This is a genomic window from Deinococcus sp. Arct2-2, from assembly GCF_004801315.1.
Taxonomy (GTDB): Bacteria; Deinococcota; Deinococci; order Deinococcales; family Deinococcaceae; genus Deinococcus.
This window is the reverse complement of the sequence record NZ_SSNW01000009.1, coordinates 61,987-86,641: the sequence shown is the minus strand read 5'-3', so window position 1 is coordinate 86,641 and position 24,655 is coordinate 61,987. Positions and strand designations below refer to the sequence as shown.

The following is a 24,655-nucleotide window of genomic DNA, read 5'->3' as shown; positions in this document are numbered from 1 at the left end:
ACTGAATTGTGAAGCGCGTGAACGTGAAGATGGGAAACGAAGAGCCGCTCAGCGGGTGAGCAGGGCCGAATTTTCCAATTGCCGCCCGATTTCAGCCACCGCAGCGAGGGCGTGATGCCGCCCGTTTTCGATGAAGACCTGATTGGTCTTGCCCGCAAAGCCCGCGCTGCCCACCACGAACAGGCCGGGCGTGCTGCTTTCGTATGTCTCCGACATGACCAAGCAGGCGTCGGGGTGCTGCGCCAAGTTCAGACCGTCTAGGAAGCTCAGATCGGGGCGGTAGCCGGTGAGGGCGAAGGTGAAATGGGTGGGCAGGTCGAAGGTGCTGCCATCGGCCCGCTCGATCCGCGCCATGTCGGGCAGGATTTCCGTGACCCGCGAATTGAAGTGCGCGGCGATGCTACCTTCTTTGATGCGGTTCTCTAGGTCAGGGCGCACCCAGTATTTGATGGTGGATTTGAGTTCGGGGGCACGCACCACCATCGTCACTTTTGCCCCGCCGCGCCACAGGTCAAGAGCAGCGTCGGCGGCGCTGTTGCCCGCACCGATCACGGTCACGTTCAGGCCCATAAACGGGTGCGCTTCGGTGTAGTAGTGCGACACGTTGTCGCCGTCCTCGCCGGGAATGCCGAGGTGTAGGGGATTGTCGTAATAGCCTGTGGCTACGATCACGCGCCGCGCTTCCACCACACCGGGTGTACCGTCCCGCGCTTCTATTTCCAGCGTAAAACCCGCTGGGGCCGCATGAATGTCGGTCACGGTGGTGTAGTGCTCCACATTCAATTCCTCGCGCTGGGTCACAAGGCGGTAGTACATCAGCGCGTCGCGGCGATCCGGCTTGTCGTGCCCCGTGACCATCGGATGATTGCCGATTTCCAGTTCAGGGGCGGTGGTGAAAAACGTCATGTAGGTGGGGTATTCAAAGATGGCGTTGACCACGCAGCCTTTTTCCAGCACCACGTAACTCAGGCCCGCCCGCTTACAGGCGATAGCCGCCGCGAGTCCCACCGGGCCAGCGCCCACGATTGCTACATCTATCAGACCACTCATGCCGCCCATTCTGGCAGGGCGGGGGAGGGGAGACCGTAAGAGAGGTTTGGCTAGGGGGCGTGAAGGGCGTCTAAGAGTCGAGGGTCTAAGGGTCTAAGACGGGCGAGTGCTTGCGCCGCCCAGTTCACACCTTGCGGCAAGCCGATTTCCAAGCTCCGGCCTCCGGCACGCCGCTTCTGTTCAGAAAAATATCGACTTCCGGACGGTCAGCCGAGGCGGTGGCCTTAGAATCGGTGGCTTTGGAGTCGGTGGCCTTGGAGCCGGTCACTGTGGCCCAATTGTGATGCACCAGCACGCGGGCACGCACGGTTCCCAGTTGGCGTTCGCGGTTCACTTCGTCCGTGATGCCCAAGCGCACGCTCTCGCGGATCAGGGCGTCTAGGGCCGGAAGCTGAGCCGTACTGAGGCCAAAGCACTGCGCTCCGGCGCGGGCCGCCATACGCGACAGCAGGCGTCCGGCAGCGTCGGCATTGGCTTTCAAGGCTCCAGCCTGCGGCAAGTACGAGAGTTGCCACTCGCCCGCCAAATTGCCGCGCCCACCGCGCAGATTTAGAATCCACTGGCCGCCCAGAGCGTCGGGCTGAAGAGCATACGCGCTTTCTTCGCCTCCGGATTGGGTGGATTTGACTGGGCTGATCTGGCGAAATACCCCGTCTGAGCGCAATGAAACCAAATAGTCCACTCCGACTGCCATGCCCGCTTGCGCCGCTGCCATGCCCAGACCCATCAACATCAACCCGCCCAAGCGATTCATGGCTGCACCCTACACCGCCGCCGCGTCCAGAGTTCCTGACCGTGTGACAGCCTGACCGCCCTAAACTTGGGGCATGACCGACACCCCTACCACTTCTCTTCCGGCCACCCGCACCGAGTCCGACACGATGGGCAAGCTGGAAGTCGCCTCTGACCGCTACTGGGGCGCACAGACCGAGCGCAGCATTCACAATTTCCCGATTGGGCGCGATACCTTCGTGTGGGGCCGCCCCGTGATTCAGGCACTAGGAATCCTGAAAAAGGGCGCGGCGCAGGCCAACGCCGAACTGGGCGAATTGCCGCAGGATGTGGCTGACCTGATCGTGCGGGCCGCCGACGAAGTGATCACAGGGACGCTGGACAGTCATTTTCCGCTGGTGGTGTTTCAGACCGGAAGCGGCACCCAGAGCAACATGAACGCCAACGAAGTGATTTCCAACCGCGCCATAGAACTGGCGGGCGGCGTGCTGGGCAGCAAAGCGCCCGTGCATCCCAACGACCACGTGAACCGGGGCCAGAGCAGCAACGACACTTTTCCTACTGCCATGCACATTGCCGTGGTGCTGGAACTGAACCACCGCCTGTACGGCAGCGTGGGTAAATTGCGGGATACGTTGCATGCCAAAGCCGAGCAACACGCCGGACTGGTGAAAGTGGGGCGCACGCACCTACAGGACGCCACGCCGATTACTTTGGGTCAGGAAATCGGCGGCTGGGTGGCGCAACTGGACTACGCCCTAGCCGAAGTGAAGCACGCCGAAGCGGGGCTGTATGACCTCGCCATCGGCGGCACAGCAGTCGGCACGGGCCTGAATGCCCACCCCAAATTCGGTGATCTGGCCGCACAAAAGTACGAGGCAGAGACAGGCTTCCCCTTCCGCTCGGCAGAAAATAAATTCGCGGCCCTCAGCGCCCACGACGCACTGGTGCAAACCTCGGCAGCGCTGCGAACCCTCGCCGGAGCCTTGATGAAAATGGCGAACGACGTGCGCTGGCTCGCCAGTGGCCCCCGCAACGGCATCGGTGAAATCGTGATTCCCGAAAACGAACCCGGCTCCAGCATCATGCCCGGTAAGGTGAACCCCACCCAAAGCGAGGCGCTGACGATGGTGGCGACCCGCGTGTTCGGCAACGACGCGACCGTTGCTTTTGCGGGCAGTCAGGGCAATTTTCAATTGAACGTGTTCAAGCCCGTGATGGTTCACGCCGTGCTGGAAAGCATTCGCCTGATTGCCGACGCCAGCCTCGCGTTCAACGACAATTGCGCGGTGGGAATAGAGCCAAACCTCGCCAAGATCGAAGAAAATCTCAGCATCAATCTGATGCAGGTGACGGCGCTGAACAAGCATATCGGCTACGACAAAGCCGCCGCTATTGCCAAAAAAGCCCATAAGGAAGGCAGCAGCCTACGCGAAGCAGCCCTCGGTCTCGGCTACGTCACCGACGAAGAATTTACGGCTTGGGTGATTCCGCTGGAGATGACGCACAACTGAGGATGGGGTGTGGGAAAAGCGGGAACATGCGGGAGAGCTTGCCTTTCCTAGTTACCCCTCACCGCTTACAGCACCCCGCGCTTCCTGTACCTCGAACACCCACGATTTGGCCCCGGCGGGCAGCGGCAACTGGGGCGCGGGGCAAGTCCAACGGCTGGCAATCAGCACCAAACCGGGTTGGGCGGGGCTGGTCAGCAGTTCGGCCCCCACAAATCCCGGCTGAGCCTGCAACGTGTCTAGGTGGGCAACAAGGGCAGCAGCGATAAGGCCGTCGCCCTTGTCGTGGGCTTCTACGTACTGCACCTGAACGGGCAGCGCGGCGGAGGGCGCGGGGGGCATAGGCGTAGGCTAGCGGCTGGGCAGAGTTTGGCCGTATCAAGACCTGTATTCATTGAAAGCTTGCACCCATCTGGGGGTCAGACCTGTCAGTTATTGCCCCCTGACCACGTCAGACGCGCTAGGCTGAAGTCCGTACCGTGTGTCCTCCTTCTGCTCCTCCTGGTGTTACCGACGTCGCCGTATCGCCTGACGTGATTCGGCGGGCGGCAGACTGGCGCACACAGGCGCTCCGGTTGCTGGGCGCGGGCCGAATTCAGGAAGCGCTGTGGGCAATGGCGCGGGCCAATGCAGGCGGCGACCCTTGGGCACAGGCCACGCTGGGGCACGTGTACGCGCTCTTGGGCTTAGATGAAGCGGCGGCACGCTACGAGGCGGCGGGCCTGAACCACCTGAGCCGTGACAGTTTGGACGGCCCTGACATCGCGGGAGCGGCGTTCGCCTGTGCGCGGGCCTGGGCGGCGCTGCGTGAAGCCGACAGCCAGCCCCAGCAGGCAAACTGGCAGCGGGCCTTGCGGTGCGTGCAGGAGGCCACTAGCCTTCCTTCTCCGTTGGCCGCGCACCTGTGGCTGGCACTGGCGCGGGGCCTACGCGATGCGGGCGAGATGATGCAGGCAGGCCAAGCCCTCCAAGCGGCCCGAACCGCACAGACCCAAACCGCACAGGGCAAGGCCGACTCGACGATTCCGGCAGAAATCTGGGCTGCCGAATGGGCCTTGACTCTGTCACCCACGTCTGGGCAGATGCCGGAGGACGCGCCTTCTGGAGAGGGAGAGGCACTTGGCGCATCTGCCAAACCCAGCGCAAAGACTCTCAACAAAATCCCAGACTTATCCAGTCCCAATCTACCCAACCCCAATCTACCCAGCCCCGATGCACGCGCCCTCCGGGCCTTACTGGCCCTGCAACGGCACGGCACGGTGGGCACCCTGACCGAGCTGGCCGACGCGCTAGAGGCCGTAGAGCGGGTCAATCTGCGCCGCAGCTGTGCTTTTACGCTGGCTGAACGCCTGAGCGAGTTGGGCGCACACCGGGCCGCGCTGGCCGCCATGCACAGCTACCCGCTGTTTCCCCGCCCCACCGGGCCGCGCGACTGGGCTTGCCGGGGCGTGTTGCTGCGCCGCCAACACCACGACCCTCCCGCCCTGCGCGACCTAGACGCGGCTCTGCGTGCGCCCGGCAGCCTGCCGCCGCTGCTCTGGGTCAGGGTGTGCCTGCACCGGGCCGATCTGCTGTACCGCCAAAACCGCTTGCCAGAAGCACTGGACGGCCTGCGGGAAGCCTTGCCCGCTCTGGTGGGCCTCAGTGCGCCTCAACTGCTGGCCCCCGATTTGGCCGAACTCACCACGCTGATGCAGCTTGCGGCGCTGGAACCGGAGTTGAGCGGCTGGGCAGAGCAGGCGTATGGGGCGGTGAACCAGCGTGAGCCGGAGCCAGCGCAGACTTTGGCAAGTTGGACACTGGACACCCTCGGTCAGGCCACCTTGCGCCGGGGCGGCCAGCCCGTGCCGCTGCGCTGGCCCGAAACTGCGCTCCTCATCGCCTACCTGACCCTGCAGGGCGAGGTGACCCGCACGCAGGCCGAACTGGACTTGTTTCCAGAGTTGCCGCCCAAGCAGACTTTAGCGCTGTTCCGGCAAGCCTTGGCCGAACTCCGCGCCCACCTCGGCCCGGACGCCGTGCGCGTGGGCGGCCCCAAGAGATATCCCACCTACACGCTGCTGGTGCCTGTGGCACTTGATGTGCAGCGGCCTAGTGCGGTGGCCGCCGCGCCGGGGCTATTTTTGCCGCTGCTGCCCCACACCGGGTGGGTGGCCGAACGCCGAACACTGCACCGCCTGACCGATCAACATTTCATAGAGCAGCAGGCCAAGAAGCAGGCGCAGGAGCGGCAGTTCAGGGGGTACGACTGAGCAGAGGAGTCACGCGAGAAAGGCGTCTGAGGGTCTAGGGTCGAAGTGTCTGAGAACGGCATCCAAGACGCTGCTTCCCTGTCCTGCCCTCAAGGGGGGGCGTTGCACAGCAACGGGGGGGCTCACCTTCTGACTCAAACGCCCCAACACTTTAGACCCCCGACTTTTAGACCTTTAGACCACTCCCAACCGCGCCCAACTCAATACAAACTCAGCGGATTGCGCGGCACCCAGCGCAGATAAGTTCCGAAATGCAGATGCGGCCCCGTAGACCGGCCTGTATTGCCTACCTTGCCCACCGGTTGCCCGCGCACCACCAGTTCACCCTGTTTGACCAAATTAGCGCTGAGGTGGGCATACCGCGTAATCCAGCCGTCGGGGTGCTGCATCACCACCGTCCAGCCCCAACCCCGGTCAAAGTCGGGGCGAGATTCCAGCACCCGCCCGCTGCGGGCCGCCCGCACCAGCGTTCCAGTCGGGGCCACGATGTCTATGCCGTAATGTAGTTCGCGCACGCCGTCTATGACGCGGGAACCGTAATCGCTGCTGACGAAACGGTGTCCGGCTATAGGCCACAGCCAAGCCCCCGATGACGCCGGAGCCACCGGATCGACCCGGATCGCGGCGGGGCGCACGGTGGCAGTCGTGCCTGTGCGGGCGGCGACAGGGCGTGCAGCCACCGTGCGTGCTGGAATCTGAATCACTGCGCCCACCCACACGGGTTTTCCGCCCGCGTAGTTGGGGTTGGCCCGCACCAACTGCGTCAAAGTCAGGCCCACCCGTTGGGCAATCACGGTCAGGTTCTCGCCCTCTTTGACGCGGTAACGGGTGGCAGGCAGCACGCGCCCCGGCAAGGTCAGAACGCGGCCCGCCTGCACCGAGTCGGCGTCGCGCAGGGCGGGATTGGCCGCCCGCAACTGCGCCACCGTGACCCCCGCCCGCACTGCGATGCCCGACAACGTATCGCCCGACTTCACGCGGTAAGAGGTGGCCGCCAGCGCCGCGCCGCCCAACACGGAGGCACTGATCAGGGCGGCAACAGCGGTCAGGCGGACGGCCCGCGACACCCGGTGGAAAAGATTCACAAGCCATAAGATACCCAGTCACCCTGACTTTAGGCTGAGAACACTCTTCTGTACTGCGGTTCGGGCCAGTGCGGTGCGCTAGCCTGCTGCCGTGTCCGCCGATGCTGTCCTCCCCGCTGCCCCGCTGTTTGCGCCGCCCGCTGGGTTCGTGCGCCTGCGCCTCACGGTGGCCTATCACGGCGCACAGTTCGCGGGCTGGCAGTCTCAGCCCCACACCCGCACCGTGCAGGACACCTTGCACGAGGCTTTTGCGCGGTTAGGCGCAAGCGGGGCGGCGCGTCCGGTGGCGGCGGGGCGCACCGATGCCGGGGTTCATGCGGGGGCCATGCCTGCCCACATAGACGTGCCAGACAGCTTCGGGCTTGCGCCCCAGCGGGTGGCCCGCGCCCTGAACGCCCACCTTCCGCCTGATCTGGCCGTGCTGGAGGCGGCCCCCGCGCCTGCTGGCTTTCATGCCCGCTTTGGGTGTACGGGCCGCGCCTACATCTACCGCCTGTGGACGGCCCAGCAACGGCACCCGCTGTGGGCAGACCGCGCCCTGCACGTATCCGGGCTGCTAGACGCCGGGGCCATGAACGCCGCCGCCGCCACCCTGATCGGCACGCACGATTTTGCCGCCTTTGCCACCCGTGAAGACCGCCATACCGTGCGCGAACTGCGGAAGTTGGAAGTCAGGACAACAGGTGATCTGTGGGAAATAGACGTGCAGGGCGAGAGTTTTCTGCGTCATATGGTGCGCGGCCTAGTGGGTACGCTGCTGCTGGCCGGACAAGGCCACCTGACGCCTACCCAAACCGCCGACATTTTGCAGGGCGGCCAACGCGCCCGCGCAGGCGCGAATGTTCCCGCACACGGTCTGACCTTCAGCGGGGCCGAGTACGGGGAAAGAACGTTTGGCAGCTCTCATCAGAGGACAGCGCTGGAGTAGGTGGGAGTTGTTTGAACTCCGACTGAAGGCCAATATGCTCAGTCTTCAATGGGAGTGAAGTTGGCGGGGCGGAGGAATTTGATACGGGATTAAATAGACTTCTAAATATGTGATTTTGCCCTCTCCACTCATGGGAGAGGGGCGCTGCACAGCAGCAGGGTGAGGGGGCGTGCCAGCGGCGTACCCGACCCATGTCAAAGATTCAATTTAATTCCCTATAGGTAGGCGCGAGCGAATGCCCTTGCTTAGACCCCTAGACCAAGCCCCCGCAACGTTTCCAAACAACCAAAAACAGCGCCCCCACCTTTCAGTAGGAGCGCCACAAAGCAGGGGAGGCTAAGGCTTAAGCGCCGACCAAGGCCCGTTCCAGCCCGAACATGCGGTCATCCACAGCAAGGCTCTCGTTTCCGGCCTTGATGGTGGCGGCCAGCGCCTTGGTTTCGGGGAACAGTTTGGCAAAGTAAAACTGCGCGGTCTGCACTTTGGCGAGGTAAAAGCCGTCGCGGTCTTGCCCAGCGGCAATCTTGGCGTAGGCAATTTTCGCCATGCGTGCCCACAGGTAGCCGTACACCACATGCCCAAAAAAGCGCAGGTAGTCCACCGCCACCGCGTTCACCTCGTCGGCACCTTCCGGGCCGCTCATGGCTTTCTGGCCCACCACCATCGTCAGGCTGCCCAGTTGGTTGGCGGCCTTGCCGAGTTGATCCAGCATGGCGGCCAAGTCGTCCTCGCCCTCGTTTTCCTCGATAAAGGTTTGCAGGATGCCTGCCAGTTTTTGCAATTTCTTGCCGCCGTCCATCAGCACTTTGCGGCCCAGCAGATCGAGGCTCTGGATGCCGTTGGTGCCCTCGTAAATCTGGCCGATGCGGGCGTCGCGCACGTACTGCTCCATGCCCCACTCGCGGATATAGCCGTGACCGCCGAACACTTGCTGGCTCTGCACGGCAATATTGAAGCCGTTATCGGTCATAAAGGCTTTGGCAATAGGCGTCAGCAGGGCCACGAGGTCGGCGGCTTCCTTGCGGGCAGCCTCGTCGGGGTGATGATGCTCGGTGTCGATGCTGAGGGCCAGCCACATCGCCATAGCGCGGCCCGCCTCGGTGTAGGCCTTGCCCGTCAGCAACATGCGGCGCACGTCGGGATGAATGATGATCGGGTCGGCGTTCTCGGCGGGGTTCACGCGGGGTTCGTGGCGCATCTGGGTACGGTCTTTGGCATAGGCCAGAGCGTTCTGGTAAGCAGTTTCGCCAATGCCGAGGCCCTGCAAGCCCGTGCCCAAGCGGGCCGCGTTCATCATGATGAACATGTGGTTCATGCCCTTGTTGATCTCGCCCACGAGGTAGCCGGTTGCGCCGTCAAAGTTCAGCAGGGCGGTGGCGTTGCCGTGAATGCCCATCTTGTGTTCCAGCGAGCCGCACACCACGCCGTTGCGCTCACCGATGCTGCCGTCCTCATTCACGAGGAATTTGGGTACGAGAAACAGCGAGATGCCCTTGGTGCCTTCCGGGCTGCCTTCCAAGCGGGCCAACACCAGATGCACGATGTTGGGCGTCAGGTCGTGTTCGCCCGCGCTGATGAAGATTTTGGTGCCGCTGATGGCGTAGCTGCCATCGGCGTTGGTGGTGGCCTTAGTGCGAATGATGCCCAAATCGGTTCCGGCATGTGGCTCCGTCAGGCACATGGTTCCCGTCCACTCGCCACTAACGATTTTGGGCAGGTAGATGGCCTTCAGTTCCTCGCTGCCTACCGCGTGTAGCGCCGAATACGCGCCGTGGCTGAGGCCGGGATACATGCTCCACGCCACGTTGGTAGAGTTCATCATTTCCACCAGCACGTTGCTGATCAGGTGCGGCATGCCCTGACCGCCGAACGCGGGGTCAGCGTCCAGCGCCGTCCAGCCTGCGGCGCGGTACTTGTTGTAGGCGGCCTTGAATCCGGTGGGGGTGGTCACGCTGCCGTCGTCGTGGCGGGTGCAGCCCTCCTGATCGCCCACCGCGTTCAGGGGCAACAATTCGCCTTCTACAAAGCGGGCGGCTTCCTCCAGCACTTGGTTCATCAAGTCGCCGTCGGCGGTGTCGTTCTCGGCATAAAACGGCATCTTCGCCAGTTGCGCCGGGGCGTCCAGCAACTCATGCATCAGGAATTTCACGTCACGAAGGGGGGCTTTGTATACAGGCATAAACACTCCTCGCAGGGGGCCGCCCGACGAGAGGGCGCAACCCAGCATTGTTGATTAGACTCAGTCTAAAACTTTTTGGCGTGGTTGTCATGTGGTTCAACCTTGGTTTCAAAAACGCTCAAGGGTGCCTGGATGTGTCTCTGGGCTGGGAACACAGCACTCAGCCCCTTATCAAACCTAAAGCAGAGATTCACCTTTGCCCCAAAACAGGTTAAATCAGGCCGGAATTCATCTATCGGGGGGCGGGGGCCATCTGTCCCGCCAAGGCTGTTTGTGTTCCCTCCCTGCATTTCAGGTATGTTGTTAAGGATCATGAACTACCCAAGCCTTGTTTGGCACCTCAAGCGCACCGAGCTGTTTGCTGATCTTGAGCTGACCGAACTAGAGCGCGTGGCTGCCACGACGCCCTACCGTTCTTATCAGCCGGGTGAAGTGATTTACCGCATGGACGACCCTTCCGATGCGCTGTATTTCGTTCGCAGCGGCCTCGTGAAAATCAGCAAGCTGTTTCCGAACGGCAAGGAGGCCATTCTCGGCGTGATCGGGCAACACGACACCTTCGGGGAACTGCTGCTGCAAGCCGATGAGCGCCGTCCCACACAGGCCGAAGCCCTAGAACGCACCACCCTGATTGTGCTGCCGCGCGGCGAGCTGCAAAAGCTGCTGAACAGCAAACCCGAACTGGCTATGAAACTCATTCGCCTGATGGCCGCCCGGTTGTTCGAGGCCCAAAGCTGGACGGCTGCCGTCAGTGCCTACAGCGCCCCCGAGCGTGTGGCAAGCCTGCTGTACCGCCTTGCCCGCGAATTTGGCCGCCCACACGCACAAGGCGTGGAACTGGCCCTCAAGCTGAACCAAGAAGACATCGCCCGTATGGTGGGGGCCACCCGCGAAACGGTGAGTCACTCTTTAGGCAAACTCAAGCAGGAAGGCGCGATCATGCGGGCCAGAACACCCATCATCGTGCGGATGGAAGCCCTGAAACGCTACCTCGAACAGAGCAACTAAGCTTTCCTATGACAAACGGACGCATCCGGTGGGCTACCCCTGCCGATGCGTCCGCTTTGGCTTGGGTACACGTGAGCAGTTGGCGAGACACCTACGCCGGACGGATGCCCGCAGCCTTTTTGGCAGGCATGACCGACGCTGCCGCACAGGAACGCCGCCGCGTTTTCTGGGAAAGGCATGTGGGCAGCCCCGATCACGTGACTCTGGTGGCCGAACTTGGAAAAGAAGTGGTGGCCTTCGTCTCCGGCGGCCCTACAGCTGAGCGAGATCACCCCAGCTCTGACGCCGAACTCCATACCCTGTACGCCCTGCCACACGCCAAAGGCTTGGGCTTAGGCCGCCGCCTCACCGCTATGCTGGCCGAAGAATTGCAGGCACGCGGCTTTCAATCTCTGTTCCTCTGGGTGCTGGACGTGAATCCCACCCGCGCCTTCTATCTCCATCTGGGTGGACGCGAGGCAGGAGAGAAGATTGAAACCATTCCCGGCGGAGAGCTGCGTGAGATTCGGCTGGTCTGGGATGACTTAGCGAGTCTGATCCCAAAAGGTTGATTCCAAGCTGGGAACATGCAAAGCGGCGGAGACTAAGCAGCTCCGCCGTTTTGTTTATCTTCTAGCCCTTAGACCCTTTGACCCTTAGACTTGTTTACTCCACCGTCACGCTCTTAGCCAAGTTGCGGGGTTTGTCTACATCTTTGCCCAGCGCCGTAGCCGTGAAGTAGCTCAGCAGTTGCAGCGCCACGACGTTCACAATCGGGCTGACCATTTCGTGGGCGCGGGGCACGTAGAGCACATCGTCGGCGTGTACAGCGTTGGCAGTGTCGCCGTCGCTCAGGATGGCAATGACCTTGCCCGCCCGCGCCCGCACTTCCTGCAAGTTGCTGATGGTCTTTTCCAGCAGGAAGCTCTCGGTGGCGATGACCACCACAGGCAGGTTTTCGTCGATCAGGGCAATCGGGCCGTGCTTCATTTCGCCCGCCGCGTAGCCTTCGGCGTGGATGTAGCTGATTTCCTTCAGCTTCAGTGCACCCTCTAAGGCGGTGGGGGCATTCACGCCGCGTCCGAGGAACAGGTAATCGCGGGCGTGGGCGTACTTCTCGGCCACTTTCTTGATGGCTTCCACGCGCTCCGGGGCCAACGCTTCTTCCACCAGACGCGGCAGTTCGCGGGCGGCGTGCAGCAGCTCTTTGGCTTTTTCGTCGGTCAGGGTGTTGCGGGCGCGGGCCAGCCAGAGCGCCAGCATCAGCATGGCCGACACCTGCGCCGTGTACGCCTTGGTACTCGCCACGCCAATTTCGGGGCCAGCGTGAATGTACAGCGTGTCGTCCAGCTCACGGGTCATCGAACTGCCCTTGGCATTGATCACGCCGAGGGTTTTCGCGCCGTGCTTCTTGGCTTCTCGCAGGGCTTCCAGCGTGTCAATCGTCTCGCCCGACTGGGACACCACGATGGCAAGAGTGTTCTCGCTGACCAGTGGCGAGCGGTAGCGGTACTCGCTCGCCACGTCCACTTCCACCGGAATCCGCGCCAGTTGCTCGATCAGGTATTCGCCCACCAATCCGGCGTAATAAGCCGTTCCACACGCAATAATAGAGATGCGCTTGAAGCTGGCCGGATCAAGGTTGATGTCCAGATTCACTTCGCCCGTTTCGTCGTGCAGGCGGCCAATCAGGGTGTTGGTGAGGGCGGTGGGCTGCTCGTAGATTTCCTTGAGCATGTAGGTGTCGTAGCCGCCCTTTTCGGCAGCTTCGGCGTCCCAGTCGATATGTTCGATGTCGCGCACGACGGGATTTCCGGCCAAATCGGTAATGCGGAAGCCGTCATCGTGCAGCACCACCATGTCGCCGTCGTGCAGGAAGACCATCTTGCGCGTGTAGGGCAGCAACGCGGGCACGTCGGACGCGAGGAACATCTCGCCCTCGCCCACGCCCATGACCAGCGGGCTGACCGTGCGGGCCGCCACGATTTCGCGGTGATCTACATGCGTGACCACGATGCCGTAAGCGCCGCGTACCTGTCCCAGCGCCGCCCGAACCGCTTCGTACAGGTCGCCGGAGTAGGCTTCTTCGATCAAGTGGGCCAGCACTTCGCTGTCGGTTTCGCTCTTAAAGCTGTGGCCGCGCTCGATCAGGCCCGCTTTGAGGGTCAAGTAATTCTCGATGATGCCGTTGTGAATGATCACGATGCGGCCATCTTCCGTGGCGTGTGGGTGGGCGTTGCTGTCGTTGGGCAGGCCGTGCGTGGCCCAGCGCGTGTGCCCGATGCCCAGCGTACCTTCCAGCGGCGCACCTTCCAGCAGCGTACTCAGGTTGGCGAGCTTGCCCGCCTTCTTCTTCACCTCTATGTGCGTGCCGTTGCGAATAGCCACGCCCGCGCTGTCATAGCCGCGATATTCCAGTTTGGCGAGGCCCGAGATGAGAACGTCCTGCGCCTGCCGACTGCCGATATACCCTACGATTCCACACATAAGAACTCCATCCCACACAGCCTAGAGTTGGTGGGGGTGTCTGCTTTGAATTTGAGTGCATGTTGCCGAACCTTATGTCTGCGTTGCCGCAGGGGTTATCGTCCGGGCTTCCCGCACCAATCTGGGTGCGGCGGGTAGGCGTTCATGCTCGCCTGAGGGCATCCGCAGAAATCTCGCTGACCCTCACCTCGTTTCCCCAGCAACCCGTCAGGGCTAAAGGGGCCTTGCGCTGCCCTGTTTTTGCTTCGTGTAGACCCGACACCAACGGTCTGCCCCGCAGTGTATCACCCCCGCCTGAGCAGAGTGAGCAAGATACTCATCAGGGGTATTGGCCGGGGGGGTGTGGTGGGGGAACAGGGCTGGCCTGCCCCCGCTGGCTCATTCTTGTCTAAAGCTCAGCCGGGACAGCCTGACCTGCCTGTATGGAGGCTGCCTGATAGGATGACGGCACGGCAGGCGGCCCGGCGTTGTGACTCCGTATTTTAGGAAAGCAATACAGCCGGGTAAGTCCGCAGCACGGGCGCTTCTGGCGCAGTTCTTCAGCACCACCGGTTCACAGCAGGTCATCTTACTAGGAGTCGTTCACCCTCACCCCACTCATCTCGCAGTTTCAGAAACACTGTTTTTAGAGGACACCCCATGCCGACGTACCTATACAAAAACACCCTGACCGGAGAGGTCTACGAACTGCGCCAGAGTATGCGCGACGACGCCTACACCACCCACCCCGAAACTGGCGTAGCCGTCAAGCGCATTTTGGCGCGGCCCAGCATCGCCTTTAAGGGCAGCGGCTTTTATGTCAACGACTCCCGCCCCGCCGCCAACGGTGATTCGGGCGGCGGCTCGTCTTCGGGTTCCAGTAGCAGTTCCTCAGGCAGCAGCGGTTCTTCCGATGGAGGCAGCAAGGGCAAGAGCGGCGGCGAATGACCCCCGGCACGCCCCAGCCCACTGACGCGGCAGAGCTTCAGACGGAAGTTCCGGCCACTTCTACGCAGACGCAAATAGCACGGCCCAAACGCTCATTTGCGCCTGCGTTGGGCTTGGCCCTGCTGCTGTCGGCGGCGGTGGCGGGCGCTTATGTCACGGGGCGCGTCACGGCCCAGCGTGCCCTCATTACGCCCGATGAAATCAACACGGTAGAAGTGGCCCAAAACTCCATTCAAGCTGTGGTGCGCGTAGATTCGCGGCTGCGAAAAGAATTCCTGCAACCCGGCGACGATCCTATTGAAGTGGGCACGGGGTTTTTCTACAAAAAAGACCTGATCGTGACCAATTACCACGTCATTCAGTATCAGGAATCGGTGAGTGTGACGCTGTCTAACGGGCGGCGGGTGAACGCCAGAATTGAGGGCGTCGACCCCGGCATAGACATTGCCATTTTGCGCGTCACGGGCGTCACAGCCCCCAAAACCCTGAGCTTCGGCCAAAGCGCCCGCCTGATTCCCGGCCAAAAGCTGATCAGCATCGGGACGCCGCTCCGCATTCAAAACTTTGTCGGCGCGGGCATCTTCAGCGTGATGGTCAGCCCCCGCGACGTGCCCCGCAACGACAATTTGGGATCGGAAATCGGGCAGTACATCACGACGACCACCAGTATTCAGCCCGGCAACAGCGGCGGCCCCCTGCTGGATTCTCGCGGCGCGGTGGTGGGTGTGGCCGACCTGAATGCTGCACCCAGCGGCCTGATTCCCGGCACCATCGGCATCGCTATTCCCGGCGATCTGGTCAAGCAGAGTTTGGACGACCTAGAGAAAATCGGCGTGCCTCAGCGCGGCACTCTGGGCGTGACTTTGGTGGATCTGGAGACGCTTGACCCGGCCCTCCGCAGCTTGGCGGGCCTGAACAGCAGCGAAGGCGCACTGATAGACGAAGTGCCCGCCGGAAGCGCCGCCGCACGGGCCGCCCTGCGCGGTTCCCTCCGCAACAGCAAAGATCAGTTTTTGGCCCCCCTCGGAGACATCATCGTGGCGGTAGACGGCCAGCGGGTGCAAAACTCCTTCGACGTGATCCGCATCGTGGCGGCCAAGCGCCCCGGCCAAACGGTGACGTTGCGGCTGTGGCGCAACAAGAAGAGTGTGGATGTGAAGGTAACGCTGCTGCGGCGCACGTTGCAGTAAGAAAAGCAGTGAGTGGCTAGTGGTGAGTAGTCAGTAGGAAGGGCGTATGGATGCCGATTGGGACAGCATTTTTCGGGCTGCTGTCGTCGCCTAGGGTTTAGATTTATTGCCCTTCTGCTTTTTCCACTTCCCACTGACCACTCACCACTTACGCTTTTGCAATAGGCGCTATCATTTGCCCCGTCATGTACTTGGTCATCGAAGGCCCCATCGGGGTGGGAAAAACCAGCCTCGCGGGGCGGCTGGCTGCCCGTTACGGCGCAGACCTGAATCTGGAAATCGTAGAGGAAAACCCCTTCTTAGCGCGGTTTTACGAAGACCCCGCCGCCTACTCTTTTCAGGTGCAGGTGTTCTTTTTGCTGTCACGCTTCAAGCAGCTCAGCACCCTGTCCCAACCGGGACTGTGGAGCGGCAACGTGGTCAGCGATTACCTGTTTGCCAAAGATTTTATTTTTGCGGCCATGAATCTTAAAGACGCCGAATTTTCCTTGTATGAAGACCTGTATTCGCACCTGTCGCCGCGCCTGCCTACGCCTGATTTGGTGGTGTACCTGCGGGCCGACACCGATTTGCTCCTGCGCCGCATAGAACAGCGCGGGCGGCCCTTCGAGCGCGATATGCAGGCCGCGTATCTGGCCGACCTGACCGCCCGCTACGACGAATATTTCCGCACCTATCCTCACCCGCTGCTGACCGTGGACGCCAGCGGCTACGACTTTGTGGGCAACCAGTCGGACGAACGCGCCATCGTGGAACAAATAGAAGCGGCTCTGGCAGCGGCGAGCGCGGCGGATTGATGAGGGATAGTGAGTGGGGAGTGGTCAGTAGTCAGTGGGAAAAGCGGAAAAGAATCGTTGGTTGTGGCGGCACTTTACCCACTCACCACTCACCCCTCACCACTCCCTCGCGGCAGGGCCGCTAGATGTACGTCGCCGTTTCAGGCAACATCGGCAGCGGCAAAAGCACCCTGACACGGATGCTGGCTGAACGCTACAGCCTGCGTCCCGTGTACGAGCCGTACACCGACAACCCGTACCTAGAGGACTTTTACCGCGATATGCGGCGCTATTCCTTCCATTCGCAGGTGTATTTCCTCAGCCGCCGCCTAGAGCAACACCTGAATTTGGTGACTGGGGCGCGGTACGTCATTCAAGACCGCACCGTGTTCGAGGACGCCAACATTTTTGCCCGCAACCTGTACGAATCGGGCCAGATGGAAGAGCGCGACTGGGCCACCTACCGGGGGCTGTACGAGGGGATTTTACCCGCCCTACGCTTGCCCGACCTGCTGATTCATATTGACGCCAGTTTGCCCACCCTGCAAAGCCGCATTGCCCAGCGGGGCCGAAGCTACGAGCAGACCATTCCCGAAGCGTATTTGGGTGGATTAAACCGCCTATACGACGGCTGGGTGGCAAGTTTCGACGCCTGCCCGGTGGTGCGCGTGCCCGGCGATCAGTTGGACTTTGTGCAAGACCCTGCCGCGTTTCAGTGGGTCTGTGACCGCGTGCAGGCGTTCGGGTTTGGGTTGCCGTTGCTGCGGTAGGGAGCAACCTAGGGCTCTTGAGCTTTCTCGGTGGCCCCCTCACCCGTTGCTCCGCAACGCCCTCTCCCACAAGGGGCGAGGGAATAAAAATGAATAGACTGCTGTACTCATTAATTCCTGTAGGGCTGGGCAACATCCAAACGTGGCAAGCATTGAACGTTGACGATTCCGGGCGAACCCCCCAGTCTGCTTCGCAGACGGCCCCCCTCAAGGGGAGCGAAAAGTCTGTTGTCCTCCCCTCAAGGGGGGGCGTTGCGTCAGCAACGGGGGGGTTCACCTTCCAACTCAATGTTCCCAAGATGTTGCCAACCTAAGCAGCAATCAGTCGCTTGGCCGAAATCACAATGACTCTCCCTAGCCCTCTTGACCCCTAGCCCCACCCCCATCCCCTCAACCTCACTCCCCAACACTGCTAGCGTTGGCCCATGCTTCTCCGTGACCTTGCCCAGAGCCTAGATGTCGTCCCCGAAGAGGGCGCGTGGCCCGAAACTGCCCTGACTGGCATTACCCACAACGCGGCGTGGGTGCAGCCCGGTAATGTGTTCGTCGCCATTCGCGGCGCACGGTTCGACGGGCATAGTTTTCTGGACGATGTGGCCGCACGCGGGGCAGTGGCGGTCTTAGGCGAAGGCCTACCAGACGGCGTTTCTTCCCCCTTGCCTTACCTGAAAGTGGCGTCGGCGCGGGCCGCGTTGGCCGATGCAGCGGCAGCCTTGGCGGGCCATCCGGGGCGGGAGATGAAGGTGGTGGGCGTGACCGGAACCGACGGCAAAACGACCACCAGTTGGCTGACCCGGCATTTATTGCGGGCCGCCGGACTGCCCACAGGCCTGCTGAGTACGGTGGGCTACGAACTCCCAGACGGGCAGTTACGCCACTTTCCGGCCCATTTCACCACGCCCGAAGCGCCGCAAGTACAGGCCACGCTGCGCGATATGGCAAACGCGGGCGGCGCGGCGGTGGTGCTGGAAGCCAGCAGCCACGCCCTCGCCCTAGACCGGGTGCGGGGCGTGCCGTGGGCGGTGGCGGTCTGGACTCACCTCAGCAGCGAGCATCTGGATTTTCACGGCACGCTGGACAACTACTTCGCCGAAAAACGCAAGCTGATCGAACGCGCTCCCTTCGCGGTTCTGAACGCCGACGACCCGTGGACGGCGCAACTCCGGGGCATCGCTCCGGCAGAAGTCACCTATTCGGCAGAAGGCCAGCACGCCGACTGGCAAGCACGCGGGGTACGCGAAACGGCAGACGGCCTGCATTTCGAGGTTATTTCGCCGCTGGGCCAGTTCGCGGCGCATCTGCCCATGATCGGCCGCTTTAACGTGGCAAATGCTTTGGCGGGCATGGCGGCGGCGGCGCAGTTGGGGGCCACTGCCGAGCAATTGGCGGCGGGTCTGGCGTCGTTCCGGGGCGTGCCGGGGCGTATGGAACTGGTGGCGGGGCAGGCCGACTCACCCCGCGTGATCGTGGATTTTGCCCACACGCCGCCCAGTCTAGAAAAGGTGCTGGGGATGCTGCGGGCCACCACCGCTGGACAACTTTGGGTGGTGTTGGGTTCGGCGGGCGGCCTGCGCGATCCCGGCAAACGTGCGCCGCTGGGCGAGGTGGCGAGTCGTTTGGCCGACCACGCCGTCTTTACCGAAGAAGACTGCCGCGATACCCCGCTGGCCGACATTCTGAATGAAATGGAACGCGGAGCGCGGGAAGGGGGCAAGACCAATTTTGTGTCTATCCCAGACCGTGCCGAAGCCATTGCCCACGCTATTCATGCCGCTCAATCCGGCGATACCGTGCTGCTGGCCGGAAAAGGCCCCGAAGACACGTTGGAGCGGGCCGGGGAGACTTTGGCTTGGAATGAAGTGGAGCAGGCGAGACAGGCTTTGACGGGCCACGAGTAGCCCAACCTATTTAGATACCGGGGGCGACGGGTGTACACCGCGCTCCCGCCCTCTCAAAACGCCTACGCTCAGGCCATGCGCCCCGTTGCCCGGAGTTTGCTTGCTTTGGCCCTCGCCCTGCCTGCTCTGGCCGTTGCTGGCGGTTCGGGCGACCCACGCCCAGATGGAACTTTTCCTGCGGGGCAAGTGCTGACCCGGCTCGCTCAGCCTGCCGTGACGTTAGAGGCCGTCAATGCCTTCAAATGGAATGACATTGTTGGAATCCGGGTGCGGGCAGGCGGCGCGGTGCGGGTGTTTCCGGCATGGCGCAGCATCAGCAACCCCACGTTTTGGCCCACCTTGCAGGCCGCCGACCTGACCGGAGACGGAAAGCCCGAAGTGTTGGCGCAACTGATGGTAGGCGAAGGCACGGGCTACGCTGTGTTCGACGCCCGCGTGCTGGCCCTGCCCGACGCCACAACTGCGGGCCTGCGTGAACTGAAGGTGGCTGAACCGCTGAACGCCATCCGCGCCCGCGTCACGTTTGCCCCCGGCGCTGTCACCCTTGGCGGCGTGCGGCACACGCTGGACTTGCCGGAAGGTGTGCCCACCGTTTCCGCCCGCATAGGCGACCAACTGCATTGGAGCGTGCGCAGCGGGCGCTTGGTGGCCGAAGCGGTGGTGCAGCAAGAGTGGGCTTTTTCGGGCACGCTGCTGCTGATCTACCGCGTGCAGGACGGCGCATTCGTGCCAGACCGGGTGGAATACGATGCCAGCATTCAAGATTGACCCGGATTTGGCCCGCACCAACCCCGCTAGCATGGCTCTATGTTGATTAGGCAGGCCCCATGTTGACCATGCAGGAACTCAGACGCAGTTTGCCCCGGCCCGGACGGGTGGAGTGGATTGGCCTCCGCGAAGGCCGCCGCTTGCCTGTTCAGAGCGTGCCGGAAGCCGAAGCACATCCGTTGGTGGGCTTATTGGGCGATCACGGTAAAACTGCGCCGGGCCGGTTGCGGGCCATTTCGGGGGATGCGGGAGAAGAAATCGCGCCGTACACTGCGCCCCAGCCTGCTCCTGCATCCACTTGGCCCGCATCTGGTTGGACTGGCCCCGGCAAACGCCAAGTCACGCTGATTCAAGCCGAACACTTGCCCGTCATCGCCGCTTTGGCGGGCGTGGAGTCTGTCACCCCAGAAGAGATGCGGCGCAACATCGTGGTCAGCGGGATGTCTGTGTTGGCCCTCAAAGACGCCCGCTTTCAGCTTGGAGAAGTGATTTTGGAAGGCACGGGCGAATGCCATCCTTGCTCGCGCATGGAAGAAACCTTTGGGCCGGGCGGCTACAACGCGGTGCGCGGGCACGGCGGGATTACGGCGCGGGTGGTGCAGGGCGGCGTGATCCGGGTGGGGGATATGTTGACGGTGTCGATAGATTGAGCCTACTGCGGCGGCCCACACCGTATGCTGGAACCCGTGAGTCAGCCCCGTTCCTCCACCCGCCGCGTCCGGGCCTTTACCCTCCAGCGGGCGTTCGGATTCTCGCGCCTGATCGTCGAACTGGGTGTGCTGAGTTCTTTTGCCTTCAGCTTGGCCCTGTTCGTGGCCGCCATCGTGCAGGCCTACCTCAGCATTACGGAGGCGTTTGGGCATTTGGGCGAAGAAGGCATGACCAAGCATCTGCTGATTGCCGCTGTGGAGCAGACCGACACGCTGCTGGTGGCGATGGCCCTGCTGCTGATCAGCCTGGGTATGCAGTCACTGTTCATCGGAGACGTGAAAAACGTGCCGGACTGGTTGCACATCCGCACCTTTGAAGACCTGAAACAAAAGCTGCTGGGCGTGGTGGTCACAGCCATCGCCGTAGACTTTTTTTCGGTGGCGCTGGAATGGAAGGGCGGATCTGACGTGCTGATCTACGGCGCAGCGGTGGCCGCCGTCATCTTGTCTATCGGCACGTATTCAGTCATTTTGTCGCGCCAAAGTGCTAAATGTGACGGCAGCACCGAACACGCAGCAGGACAGCCACCGACTGCTCCTTTGAAGGAAATCTCAGAGTGACCGTCAACACTGCGACGCCACAAACAGTGCAGCGGTTTGCGCGGCTGGACGAGCGGCTAGAAGCGGTGTTGGCCCTACTCAACAGCGGCACACACGCCGATATAGGTTCCGATCATGCCAAATTGCCCCTGCGCCTGATCCAAAGCGGGCGGGCGCGGCGCTGTATCGTGGTGGAACTGAATCCCGGCCCGCTGGCACTAGCGCGGCGCAATGTGGCCCGCGCCGGACTGACAGACCACATTGAGATTCGCGCAGGCGACGGTTTTGCGCCCCTGCACCCCGGCGAGGCCGACAGTGCCAGCATTACGGGCATGGGCGCGGGCACCATTGCGGGCATCTTGCGGCGGGCAGAGGCACGGTGGGCAGAGACGGGCGTGCTGCCGCCCACGCTGGTGCTTCAGCCCAACGATAACCCGGCCCCCATTCGCGTGTGGGCGCAGGAATCGGGCTACCACCTCACCGACGAACGCCTGATAGACGGCTACTGGCCGTACCCGGTGTTGCGCCTACTGAGGCACCCCGGCCCCGATTCGGCTTACCGGGGCTTGCCACACGCTGCCGCCCTGCGTTACGGCCCCCACCTGCTGCGCGAGGCTGGCCCGCTGCTGGCCGCCCGCATCCGCGCCGATGTACTGCGCCTAACGCCGTTGGCCGCACCGGGACGAACCGCACAACTGGAATTGGACGCCGCACAGGACGCGCTACAGATCATCGAACGCCTTGCCGGAAAGTAAAACAAAAAATCCGCCGAGTGGCGGTAGTTGGTTTAACTTGATTGAACAAAGTATAGCGCGGTATGCAGGCTCGGTCAAGCTATGCAGGTGCATCCCAAAAACTGCGTGCTAGACGGTATTGGGGTAGAGGCGAACAGTTCAATAGTCTGCCCTCGCCTTGTTGGAGAGTTACTCGTTTCTCCACATGGTCCAAAACAAAAAATCCGCCAAGTGGCGGCGGTCTGTTTAACTTGAGTGACAACACTATAGCGTGGTATGCAGGCTCGGTCAAGCTATGCAGACGAATCCAGAAAACTACATGCTAGACGGCATTGGCCCAGAAGCCATTCAGATTAGAACGCTCTGCACCAATCTTGCTTTAGCTTCAGTCATTCCCACCATAAGCCAAAACAAAAAATCCGCCTACGGGCGGCGGTGGGTTCAACTTGATTGACGTAAATATAGCGCGGTATGCACCGCAAGTCAATCTATGCAGACGGATTCTTTTAAGCTTGGGCCATGCTGCATGCCCTAACCCTCAGCGACGGCAAGTTTAACGGCGGTAATCTCACCCTACGGCCCCTGACACCCACCGACTTTCCTGCGCTGCTGGCCCTGACCCTTGCCACACCGGGGGAGTGGGCCTTGATGGGCAGCCAACCCACCGAAGAATCCTATTTTCAGGCCGCGTTGGACGCTCCCGATGCCCTGCCGTTTGTGTTGGAAGTGAATGGCAGAGTGATGGGCGGCACCCGCTTAGGCGCACTGAGTCAGGCCCACCGCGCCGCCGAGATTGGCTGGACATTCCTCAGCCCGACCCTACACGGCACGGGGGCCAACCGCCGCATGAAGCTGCTGCTGCTCACCTACGCCTTTGAGGGCCTCTGGGACGGCCTCGGCTGTGCGCGTCTGCAACTCAGAACCGATGCGCGCAATGTTCGCAGTCAGCGGGCCATAGAAAAACTGGGAGCGGTGCGCGAAGGCGTGTTGCGCTCGCACATGATTACGGCCAGCGGCTATGTGCGCGATACGGTGATGTACTCCATCACGCGGGAGGAGTGGGCGGGGGTGAAAGCGGGCTTGGGTGGCGGTGATGTGGTGGAGGGGTCAAGGGTCTAAGGGACTAAGAAGGGCAATCGCTGGCGCTTACTCACCCCCTCTGCTGGTGCAGCTCTGGGAGTCCCCATCCCTCCCCCCTCAAGGGTTGAGGAGCTAGAACCCCGGATTCTAGCTTTTGCTGTTCGCCCTTGCCCCTTGCGGGAGAGGGGCGCTGCACCGCAGCGGGGTGAGGGGGCCACCGAGCAACCGCCCCCGCCCCACCCCCTTAGACCCTTAACCCTTAGACCCGCCCCACCGTCGCTCATTTGGCCTATGCCCCCGCCACACTCTGCCGCTACACTGAGGGCCATGACCGCACAACTAGAGGCTGTGGAACGCATTCTGTCCGTTCCCGAAGACCAAACCCGCTGGGACACCTTCGCGCCGCGCTATCAGGCTTTGCAAGACGCCGAACTGACCGCAGACGGCGTTCCCGCTTGGTTGGCGCAGTGGAGCGCCGTAGACGCCGATCTGACGCAGGCCCGCTCCAAACTGTCTACGCACGCCGACCTACACACCGACGACGAGGCGATTCAAGCGCGGTTTCAGGCATTCGTGCAAGACGTAGTTCCCGGCGTTCAACGGGCCGAACAAGCCCTGACCGAAAAGCTGTTGGCCGTGCCCGGCTACGTGCCTGCCCCCGATTTTGCCCTGAATTACCGCCGATTCCGTGACGCCGCCGCCCTGTTCCGTGAGGCGAATGTGGAACTGGGCACCACTCACGAGCAGCAAATGTCGCGGCATGGGGTCATTACGGGCAACCAAACGGTGACGCTCGACGGTGAAAGCGTGACGGTGCCTCAGGCCAAAGCCAAGCTGGACGACCCAGACCGCGCCGCCCGTGAAACCGCTTGGCGGGCGTTGGCCGCCAGCAATCTGGAGGTGGCCCCCGACCTAGACGCGCTGATGCTGGAATTGATCGCCACCCGACAGCAACTGGCCCGCAACGCCGATCTGGGCAATTTCCGCGACTATATGTGGAAGCGCCTAGACCGCGTGGACTACACGCCCGCCGACTGCACCGCGTTCCATGAGGCCGTGCGCGAAGAAGTGGTGCCGCTGACGACCCGCATGATGGCCGAGATTGCCGCCACATTGGGCCTCGATACCGTGCGCCCTTGGGACTACAACCGCAACAATTTGCTTGACCCGGCGGGCCGCGCTCCGCTGAAGCCGTTTACCACAGGCGCAGAGTTAGAAGACTTGGCGCAGACTGCCTTCGACTCGCTGGACGCCGATCTGGGCGCACGCTTCCGCTCTATGCGCGGCGGCCTGCTCGACCTAGAATCGCGGCCCGGCAAGATGGCGCACGCCTACTGCGAGTATTACCCGGTGGAAAATCAACCTTTCGTGCTGATGAACGTGGTGGGCACAGGCGAAGACGTGCGGGTGCTGTTTCACGAGGTGGGGCACGCCTTCCACGGCTTTTACAGCGGCGACGCGCAACCGCTGCTCTGGAACCGCTGGAGTCCGATTGAATTCGTAGAGATTCCCAGCATGGCGATGGAATTCCTGACGCTCGATCATCTGGGCCACGCCCTGACGCCCGAAGAACTGGCCCGCTACCGTCAAAAGCAGTTGGAGGGTGTGGTGGCCTTCTTGCCCTGGGCCGCACAGATGGACGCTTTTCAGCACTGGCTCTACGCCGAAGCCCCCGCCGACCTGACCATTGCTGATCTGGATAACAAATGGCTGGAATTGGATCGCACTTTCCACCCCTTCATCAACTGGGACGGCTTGGATCAGAACATTCGGGCCAAAGGCTGGCAGTATTACCACATCTTCCGTGCCCCGTTTTATTACATCGAATACGCCATGTGCTACCTCGCGGCGGTGGGCATCTGGCAGCAGGCGCGGCTTGACCCGGCAGCGGCCCTGACCAAGTACAAAGCCGCCCTGCGCCTCGGCAGCACCGCCCCCAACCCAGAGTTGTACCGTGCAGCAGGCGTCGAATTCCGCTTTGACCGCGAGTACATCAAGGGACTGATGGCCTTTTTGGGCGAGCAGTTGGCGTAAGTAGGGGAGAGCCAAGA

22 protein-coding genes are annotated in these 24,655 nt (G+C 62.2%); 16 read left to right on the top strand and 6 right to left on the bottom strand.

The window, feature by feature from the left end; all coding sequences use genetic code 11:
- Positions 1-48: 48 nt before the first annotated feature.
- Complete coding sequence (locus E7T06_RS06295) at positions 49-1,050, bottom strand: YpdA family putative bacillithiol disulfide reductase (RefSeq protein WP_136364974.1); 1,002 nt, start codon at positions 1,048-1,050, stop codon at positions 49-51.
- A 124-nt stretch (positions 1,051-1,174) separates the two neighbouring features.
- Positions 1,175-1,804 (bottom strand): hypothetical protein, encoded by a 630-nt coding sequence (locus tag E7T06_RS06290; protein WP_136364973.1) that lies wholly within the window; start codon positions 1,802-1,804, stop codon positions 1,175-1,177.
- Positions 1,805-1,877: 73 nt separating this feature from the next.
- On the opposite strand from E7T06_RS06290, the gene fumC reads away from it, so the two are divergent.
- The gene (gene fumC / locus E7T06_RS06285; RefSeq protein WP_136364972.1) at positions 1,878-3,296 is read left to right on the top strand and encodes a class II fumarate hydratase; all 1,419 of its coding nucleotides are present in this window, start codon (positions 1,878-1,880) and stop codon (positions 3,294-3,296) included.
- A gap of 51 nt (positions 3,297-3,347) precedes the next feature.
- Here the strand turns inward: fumC and E7T06_RS06280 are convergent, their stop codons facing one another.
- Positions 3,348-3,635, bottom strand: a complete 288-nt coding sequence (locus E7T06_RS06280) for an antibiotic biosynthesis monooxygenase (RefSeq protein ID WP_240740878.1) — start codon at positions 3,633-3,635, stop codon at positions 3,348-3,350.
- Positions 3,636-3,772: 137 nt separating this feature from the next.
- Between E7T06_RS06280 and E7T06_RS06275 the strand changes: the two genes are divergently transcribed.
- Positions 3,773-5,545 (top strand): hypothetical protein, encoded by a 1,773-nt coding sequence (locus E7T06_RS06275; protein ID WP_136364971.1) that lies wholly within the window; start codon positions 3,773-3,775, stop codon positions 5,543-5,545.
- Positions 5,546-5,745: 200 nt separating this feature from the next.
- Here the strand turns inward: E7T06_RS06275 and E7T06_RS22060 are convergent, their stop codons facing one another.
- The gene (locus E7T06_RS22060) at positions 5,746-6,630 is read right to left on the bottom strand and encodes a M23 family metallopeptidase (RefSeq protein WP_136364970.1); all 885 of its coding nucleotides are present in this window, start codon (positions 6,628-6,630) and stop codon (positions 5,746-5,748) included.
- A gap of 91 nt (positions 6,631-6,721) precedes the next feature.
- Here E7T06_RS22060 and truA point away from each other — a divergent pair, with 91 nt between their 5' ends.
- On the top strand, positions 6,722-7,558 hold the full coding sequence (truA, locus tag E7T06_RS06265) for a tRNA pseudouridine(38-40) synthase TruA (protein ID WP_136364969.1): 837 nt from the start codon (positions 6,722-6,724) through the stop codon (positions 7,556-7,558).
- Between the two features lie 343 nt (positions 7,559-7,901).
- Here the strand turns inward: truA and E7T06_RS06260 are convergent, their stop codons facing one another.
- Positions 7,902-9,737, bottom strand: a complete 1,836-nt coding sequence (locus E7T06_RS06260) for an acyl-CoA dehydrogenase C-terminal domain-containing protein (RefSeq protein ID WP_136364968.1) — start codon at positions 9,735-9,737, stop codon at positions 7,902-7,904.
- A 312-nt stretch (positions 9,738-10,049) separates the two neighbouring features.
- Here E7T06_RS06260 and E7T06_RS06255 point away from each other — a divergent pair, with 312 nt between their 5' ends.
- Together E7T06_RS06255 and E7T06_RS06250 are read left to right on the top strand one after the other, a co-directional pair.
- Positions 10,050-10,745: a Crp/Fnr family transcriptional regulator gene (locus tag E7T06_RS06255; protein WP_026298891.1), complete on the top strand. Its 696-nt coding sequence runs from the start codon at positions 10,050-10,052 to the stop codon at positions 10,743-10,745.
- 8 nt (positions 10,746-10,753) lie between these two features.
- Complete coding sequence (locus E7T06_RS06250) at positions 10,754-11,296, top strand: GNAT family N-acetyltransferase (RefSeq protein ID WP_136364967.1); 543 nt, start codon at positions 10,754-10,756, stop codon at positions 11,294-11,296.
- 94 nt (positions 11,297-11,390) lie between these two features.
- On the opposite strand, the gene glmS is transcribed toward E7T06_RS06250, so the two are convergent.
- The gene (gene glmS, locus E7T06_RS06245) at positions 11,391-13,211 is read right to left on the bottom strand and encodes a glutamine--fructose-6-phosphate transaminase (isomerizing) (RefSeq protein ID WP_136364966.1); all 1,821 of its coding nucleotides are present in this window, start codon (positions 13,209-13,211) and stop codon (positions 11,391-11,393) included.
- Between the two features lie 639 nt (positions 13,212-13,850).
- Here glmS and E7T06_RS06240 point away from each other — a divergent pair.
- From E7T06_RS06240 to E7T06_RS06190, 11 genes are all read left to right on the top strand, one after another.
- Positions 13,851-14,138 carry an FmdB family transcriptional regulator gene (locus tag E7T06_RS06240; RefSeq protein ID WP_136364965.1) on the top strand — a complete coding sequence of 96 codons (288 nt, stop codon included), beginning with the start codon at positions 13,851-13,853 and terminating at the stop codon, positions 14,136-14,138.
- Positions 14,135-15,328, top strand: a complete 1,194-nt coding sequence (locus E7T06_RS06235; RefSeq protein ID WP_240740877.1) for a S1C family serine protease — start codon at positions 14,135-14,137, stop codon at positions 15,326-15,328. The genes E7T06_RS06240 and E7T06_RS06235 overlap by 4 nt, the downstream gene beginning before the upstream one ends.
- Positions 15,329-15,513: 185 nt before the next feature.
- Positions 15,514-16,125, top strand: a complete 612-nt coding sequence (locus tag E7T06_RS06230; RefSeq protein WP_136364964.1) for a deoxynucleoside kinase — start codon at positions 15,514-15,516, stop codon at positions 16,123-16,125.
- Positions 16,126-16,250: 125 nt separating this feature from the next.
- Positions 16,251-16,874 (top strand): deoxynucleoside kinase, encoded by a 624-nt coding sequence (locus E7T06_RS06225; RefSeq protein ID WP_136364963.1) that lies wholly within the window; start codon positions 16,251-16,253, stop codon positions 16,872-16,874.
- 425 nt (positions 16,875-17,299) lie between these two features.
- A complete protein-coding gene (locus E7T06_RS06220) occupies positions 17,300-18,772 on the top strand; it encodes a UDP-N-acetylmuramoyl-L-alanyl-D-glutamate--2,6-diaminopimelate ligase (RefSeq protein ID WP_136364962.1) in 1,473 nt (490 codons plus the stop codon).
- A gap of 75 nt (positions 18,773-18,847) precedes the next feature.
- Positions 18,848-19,540 (top strand): hypothetical protein, encoded by a 693-nt coding sequence (locus E7T06_RS06215; RefSeq protein ID WP_136364961.1) that lies wholly within the window; start codon positions 18,848-18,850, stop codon positions 19,538-19,540.
- A gap of 59 nt (positions 19,541-19,599) precedes the next feature.
- Positions 19,600-20,190 carry an MOSC domain-containing protein gene (locus E7T06_RS06210; RefSeq protein ID WP_136364960.1) on the top strand — a complete coding sequence of 197 codons (591 nt, stop codon included), beginning with the start codon at positions 19,600-19,602 and terminating at the stop codon, positions 20,188-20,190.
- A gap of 36 nt (positions 20,191-20,226) precedes the next feature.
- Positions 20,227-20,811, top strand: a complete 585-nt coding sequence (locus tag E7T06_RS06205; protein WP_346763189.1) for a YqhA family protein — start codon at positions 20,227-20,229, stop codon at positions 20,809-20,811.
- Positions 20,808-21,545: a tRNA (adenine(22)-N(1))-methyltransferase TrmK gene (locus E7T06_RS06200; RefSeq protein WP_240740875.1), complete on the top strand. Its 738-nt coding sequence runs from the start codon at positions 20,808-20,810 to the stop codon at positions 21,543-21,545. The genes E7T06_RS06205 and E7T06_RS06200 overlap by 4 nt, the downstream gene beginning before the upstream one ends.
- Positions 21,546-22,043: 498 nt before the next feature.
- The gene (locus tag E7T06_RS06195; RefSeq protein ID WP_136364959.1) at positions 22,044-22,643 is read left to right on the top strand and encodes a GNAT family protein; all 600 of its coding nucleotides are present in this window, start codon (positions 22,044-22,046) and stop codon (positions 22,641-22,643) included.
- 288 nt (positions 22,644-22,931) lie between these two features.
- Positions 22,932-24,638: a M3 family oligoendopeptidase gene (locus E7T06_RS06190; RefSeq protein ID WP_136364958.1), complete on the top strand. Its 1,707-nt coding sequence runs from the start codon at positions 22,932-22,934 to the stop codon at positions 24,636-24,638.
- Positions 24,639-24,655 lie beyond the last annotated feature (17 nt).

Coding starts and splice junctions, on each gene's coding strand:
- E7T06_RS06295 (WP_136364974.1), bottom strand. CDS start 1,050: ATGAGTGGTCTGATAGATGTAGCAATCGTGGGCGCTGGCCCGGTGGGA.
- E7T06_RS06290 (WP_136364973.1), bottom strand. CDS start 1,804: ATGAATCGCTTGGGCGGGTTGATGTTGATGGGTCTGGGCATGGCAGCG.
- fumC (WP_136364972.1), top strand. CDS start 1,878: ATGACCGACACCCCTACCACTTCTCTTCCGGCCACCCGCACCGAGTCC.
- E7T06_RS06280 (WP_240740878.1), bottom strand. CDS start 3,635: ATGCCCCCCGCGCCCTCCGCCGCGCTGCCCGTTCAGGTGCAGTACGTA.
- E7T06_RS06260 (WP_136364968.1), bottom strand. CDS start 9,737: ATGCCTGTATACAAAGCCCCCCTTCGTGACGTGAAATTCCTGATGCAT.
- E7T06_RS06255 (WP_026298891.1), top strand. CDS start 10,050: ATGAACTACCCAAGCCTTGTTTGGCACCTCAAGCGCACCGAGCTGTTT.
- E7T06_RS06250 (WP_136364967.1), top strand. CDS start 10,754: ATGACAAACGGACGCATCCGGTGGGCTACCCCTGCCGATGCGTCCGCT.
- glmS (WP_136364966.1), bottom strand. CDS start 13,211: ATGTGTGGAATCGTAGGGTATATCGGCAGTCGGCAGGCGCAGGACGTT.
- E7T06_RS06240 (WP_136364965.1), top strand. CDS start 13,851: ATGCCGACGTACCTATACAAAAACACCCTGACCGGAGAGGTCTACGAA.
- E7T06_RS06235 (WP_240740877.1), top strand. CDS start 14,135: ATGACCCCCGGCACGCCCCAGCCCACTGACGCGGCAGAGCTTCAGACG.
- E7T06_RS06230 (WP_136364964.1), top strand. CDS start 15,514: ATGTACTTGGTCATCGAAGGCCCCATCGGGGTGGGAAAAACCAGCCTC.
- E7T06_RS06225 (WP_136364963.1), top strand. CDS start 16,251: ATGTACGTCGCCGTTTCAGGCAACATCGGCAGCGGCAAAAGCACCCTG.
- E7T06_RS06220 (WP_136364962.1), top strand. CDS start 17,300: ATGCTTCTCCGTGACCTTGCCCAGAGCCTAGATGTCGTCCCCGAAGAG.
- E7T06_RS06215 (WP_136364961.1), top strand. CDS start 18,848: ATGCGCCCCGTTGCCCGGAGTTTGCTTGCTTTGGCCCTCGCCCTGCCT.
- E7T06_RS06210 (WP_136364960.1), top strand. CDS start 19,600: ATGTTGACCATGCAGGAACTCAGACGCAGTTTGCCCCGGCCCGGACGG.
- E7T06_RS06195 (WP_136364959.1), top strand. CDS start 22,044: ATGCTGCATGCCCTAACCCTCAGCGACGGCAAGTTTAACGGCGGTAAT.
- E7T06_RS06190 (WP_136364958.1), top strand. CDS start 22,932: ATGACCGCACAACTAGAGGCTGTGGAACGCATTCTGTCCGTTCCCGAA.